6 protein-coding genes are annotated in these 3683 nt (G+C 58.9%); 3 read left to right on the top strand and 3 right to left on the bottom strand.

Annotated features, from left to right (window positions below; translation table 11 throughout):
* From ACP5J3_RS11975 to ACP5J3_RS11965, 3 genes are all read right to left on the bottom strand, one after another.
* Window positions 1–454: AAA family ATPase (locus ACP5J3_RS11975; protein ID WP_428495901.1), on the bottom strand; the 454-nt coding region annotated here is incomplete at its 3' end.
* Window positions 455–580: 126 nt separating this feature from the next.
* The gene (locus tag ACP5J3_RS11970; RefSeq protein ID WP_428495900.1) at window positions 581–937 is read right to left on the bottom strand and encodes a nucleotidyltransferase domain-containing protein; all 357 of its coding nucleotides are present in this window, start codon (window positions 935–937) and stop codon (window positions 581–583) included.
* Window positions 919–1299: a HEPN domain-containing protein gene (locus tag ACP5J3_RS11965; RefSeq protein WP_263246478.1), complete on the bottom strand. Its 381-nt coding sequence runs from the start codon at window positions 1297–1299 to the stop codon at window positions 919–921. The genes ACP5J3_RS11970 and ACP5J3_RS11965 overlap by 19 nt, the downstream gene beginning before the upstream one ends.
* 71 nt (window positions 1300–1370) lie before the next feature.
* Here ACP5J3_RS11965 and ACP5J3_RS11960 point away from each other — a divergent pair, with 71 nt between their 5' ends.
* Genes ACP5J3_RS11960 through ACP5J3_RS11950 form a run of 3 tightly spaced genes read left to right on the top strand, consistent with a single transcriptional unit; the run spans window position 1371 to window position 3543 of the window.
* On the top strand, window positions 1371–1853 hold the full coding sequence (locus ACP5J3_RS11960) for a helix-turn-helix domain-containing protein (protein ID WP_428495899.1): 483 nt from the start codon (window positions 1371–1373) through the stop codon (window positions 1851–1853).
* A 42-nt stretch (window positions 1854–1895) separates the two neighbouring features.
* Window positions 1896–2714 carry an EamA family transporter gene (locus tag ACP5J3_RS11955; RefSeq protein WP_428495898.1) on the top strand — a complete coding sequence of 273 codons (819 nt, stop codon included), beginning with the start codon at window positions 1896–1898 and terminating at the stop codon, window positions 2712–2714.
* A 25-nt stretch (window positions 2715–2739) separates the two neighbouring features.
* Complete coding sequence (locus ACP5J3_RS11950; RefSeq protein ID WP_428495897.1) at window positions 2740–3543, top strand: MqnA/MqnD/SBP family protein; 804 nt, start codon at window positions 2740–2742, stop codon at window positions 3541–3543.
* Window positions 3544–3683: the final 140 nt, after the last annotated feature.

The following is a 3683-nucleotide window of genomic DNA, read 5'->3' as shown; positions in this document are numbered from 1 at the left end:
CCTCCGTCTCCATAAGCGAGACGCTGGAGCCGCATAGCACTAGGAAAAACCCCCGGCGGGACAGCTCCTCGTCCCACGCCCTCTGGAGATCGGAGACGACCCCCCGATCCAGCTCCACTAAGTAGCCGAATTCGTCAATAACCAGACACGGCCTGTCCACCTCCTCAGCAAAGTAGATCAGAAGCTCCCCCAGGCCTCCCGGCTCGACCTTTCTAAAAATCTCCCTCCCCAGAAATTCCGCCATTTTATCCCTAAGCATGTAGAGGTTATCCCTCACCGAGGTGCGCGAAGCCAAGAAGTAGAGACACCTCTTCCCCTCTATAAACCGCCTTAAAATCTCCGTCTTCCCCACACGCCTCCTGCCGTACAACACCAACAACTCAGCCCTCCCAGACCGCCACCTCTCCTCAAGCCACGCCAATTCTCTCTCCCTATTCACAAATTTATGTACCACAAGAATTATACCCGAGTTACATAAATCTTTAAACGGGGGTTTGAGAGGAATAGGTCAGCTCTTCCCATCTTCGCCACGCATCCGCTTGCAGCCGCTTCACATCACCGTATCTACAATCTCTGCTATCTAAAATATCTCTCTATAGGTGTCTATGAGGCGGCGGTACCAGTTTTCGAACTCCTCCCGAGTCGCGACGTGAAGCTCAAACACCCCCGCGCCCCCAACCCTTTCGGTTATGTGTAGAATCATCTCCACGGCGCGCCTCGCCTCCCCGCCGTAGGCATCGGACACGATAAGTATGTCAACATCGCTGTCGGGCCTCGGCGTCCCCCGGGCATAGCTACCAAATAGATAGACCCTGGCATCTGGGTCCAGCTCCCTCGCCGCGTCTCTAACCCTCCTGAGGTACTCCTCGAGATTCTCCACAATACGCCTCCTCTCCTCCGCCCGGCGCCTCAACAGCTCTATAAACTCTCTAGACATTTGAAAACAGCCAGTGCTTCCTCTGCAAATTTTAACGCCTCTTGGCAGTCCTCCCTCCTAGCTCTAAAAGGGAGATAACGCGAGGAGATATAGGCATACTCCAGCAGAGCTAAGACATACCTCCATTTAGTGAAAAGAGGGGCGAGGCCGCACCTATCTCCATAGACCTCCACTAACCTATCAGCCAAGTCACGAAGAAAATGAGTCTTGGGGAAATCCCCCACCTTCTTATACAACAAGTGTTTTATATAGAGCTGGAGTGTCTGCTCTACGTTAAATAAGGCTAATTCGCAGAACTCCCTCTCAATGGCAAACCTGGCCTCTTCATAAAACTGCAAGGCGCGTTCCTTCAACACATCCACGCACTGCCCCCGCCCCGGTAATAAAAGTTTTCTAAGCAACAAGATTTTAAAAAGCGGGTATCCCCATTGTCGTGGAGTTTAAGGGCGAGTACTACCTCGTGCTGGAGGCGCTGGCCAAGGGCGGCAAGACGGCGGAGGAGGTGGCTAGGTCTGTAGATATGCCGCCACACGACGTGGAGGCTGTGCTCAACACCCTCATGGCCCACGGCCTCGTGGAGGCCCGGGAGAGGGGGCTCATCCTGAGGAGGACCGCCTACTACCTCACCGAGAGGGGTTGGGAGGTGTTGTACAAGTGGCGGGGGGAGGTCAAGGAGCGGCTTGAAAAAGCCGCCCATCTGAGAAAGGCTGGCGAGGATCAACGAGCCGACGAGGTGCTGGCCCCCGTCGAGCCGATACTCCCGGCTCTCCTAGCCATGGGTCTTCTGGACCTCTGGCTGTACAGCGCCGCCCTGGGGGAGGGGTATCCGGCGATCGCCGATGAGGTTACGGGGGAGGGCGCCGAGGCGGGCGGGGAGTCTGGATGGGAGTCCTGGGGGTCAGATGAAGAGTTCTAGCCGCCTACAAGCCTCAGTGAACTCCCCTCTTCGTGCAAGGCCTTGAGCACCGCCGGCAGGGCCTACGCCGAGGTTGTAGCCGCCGCGGCTCTGTGGTCCACCCTGGGCGTAGCCGCCCAATACGGCAGAGACTACATCTGGCTGGCTTTTTTGCGGTCTCTTGTAGCCGCCATCATCTCCACGGCGGTTGCCGGCTGGCCGACTCGGCGCGGCTTGGTGCCCGGCTTGCTTCTTGGAGGCCTCTTCACGGTATACCCCCTCGCCGCCCTCCTGGCAGGCGTGGGACCGGCGGCGTATCTTCTCTACACAGCCCCCCTCTGGACAACCATTGCCCTCCTGGCGTTTGGAGAAAGGCCGACTCCGCGGGACACGGCTGGGGTGGCGCTGGTCCTAGCCGCCGTGGTGTTGATGCTATACGCATCTGCGAGGGGGGAGCTCTCCCCGGTGGGCCTAGCCGCGGGGCTCGTCTCCAGCGCCTTGTACGGCCTCTACATTGCGGCGGCCCGCCTCATGGCTAGGAGGGGCTATGGAGCGGACGCCTCGTACGGCGCCATGCCCTACACGCTGGTCGTCACAACCCCGGCTCTCCTGGCGTATATCCACGCCGCGGCGGCGCCGCCAGCCCTCCTGACGGCCCTGGCCGGGCTCTACATGGGTGTGCTGGGCACCGTGGTGCCGTACCGCCTCTTCTCCTCAGCCGTCTCGAAGATAGAGGGGTCGAGGGCATCCGTAATCGCGTCGGTGGAGCCCGTACTAGCCGCCTTGTGGGACTTTATCCTGTTTGGCCGGGTCCCCGGCCTCTTGACGGCGGCGGCGTATATCCTCATCTCAACGGCCGCGGTGGTGGCGGCGAAGAAGTGATTTAAATCACCTCCTGGGGAAGCCCATGCTGAAGGTGGCCCACTCCCCAGACGCTGACGACGCCTATATGTTCTACGGCATTGCGACGGGCGCGGTGAAGATGCCCACGCCCTTCGTAGAGTTTCTAAGCGACGTCGAGACTCTCAACAGACTGGCTCTTGAGGAGCTACTCGACGTGAGCGCCGTCAGCACACACGCCCTAGCCTACATCTGCGACAGGTACTACGTCATGTCGGTAGGCGCCTCCATGGGAGAGGGATACGGCCCCCTGGTCGTCACAGCAAGAGAAGGGGGCGAGGTTAAGTACGTGGCGGTGCCGGGGCGCTACACCACCGCCGCCCTACTCACAAAGCTAGCACTCCCCCACGTAAAGACGGTGGAAGTACCATTCGACAAGATAATAGACGCCGTGAGGGCTGGGATCGTAGACGCCGGAGTCCTCATACACGAGGGACAGATAACCTACCAGCGCCTGGGGTTGAAGAAGGTAGTTGACCTCGGCGAGTGGTGGAGGGAGGAGACCGGCCTCCCCACCCCCCTAGGGCTTGACGTGGTCAGAAAGGCTCTGGGGCTCCAGACGGCGGAAGCCGTGGCCGAGGCCTTGTCCCAGTCTATTAAATACGCAGACGAAAACCGCGTCGAGGCGTTGAGATACGCACAGAAGTTCTCGCGGGGGCTCACTCTAGAAGAAACGGCGCGTTTCGTGGACATGTATGTAAACGCGTACACCCGCGACATGGGCCGGAGAGGCAGAGAGGCGATAGAGGAACTACTCACACGTGCACACAAGGCGGGACATACCCCGGCATGCCATCCAGAATACATTTAAACAGCACCTAAACACAACACTGATAAGCCCATTAACCTGAGCAACACACCTTCAAGATTTATAATGTCACGATCTATAACGTTCGTGAGTCTCGACTGGGGTAGGCTTGAGGAGGTTGTGGAGAGGGCTGTTAGGAGGGC

It is taken from the genome of Pyrobaculum sp. (assembly GCF_049971835.1).
Taxonomy (GTDB): Archaea; Thermoproteota; Thermoprotei; order Thermoproteales; family Thermoproteaceae; genus Pyrobaculum.
This window is presented reverse-complemented; position numbering and strand designations above follow the sequence as displayed.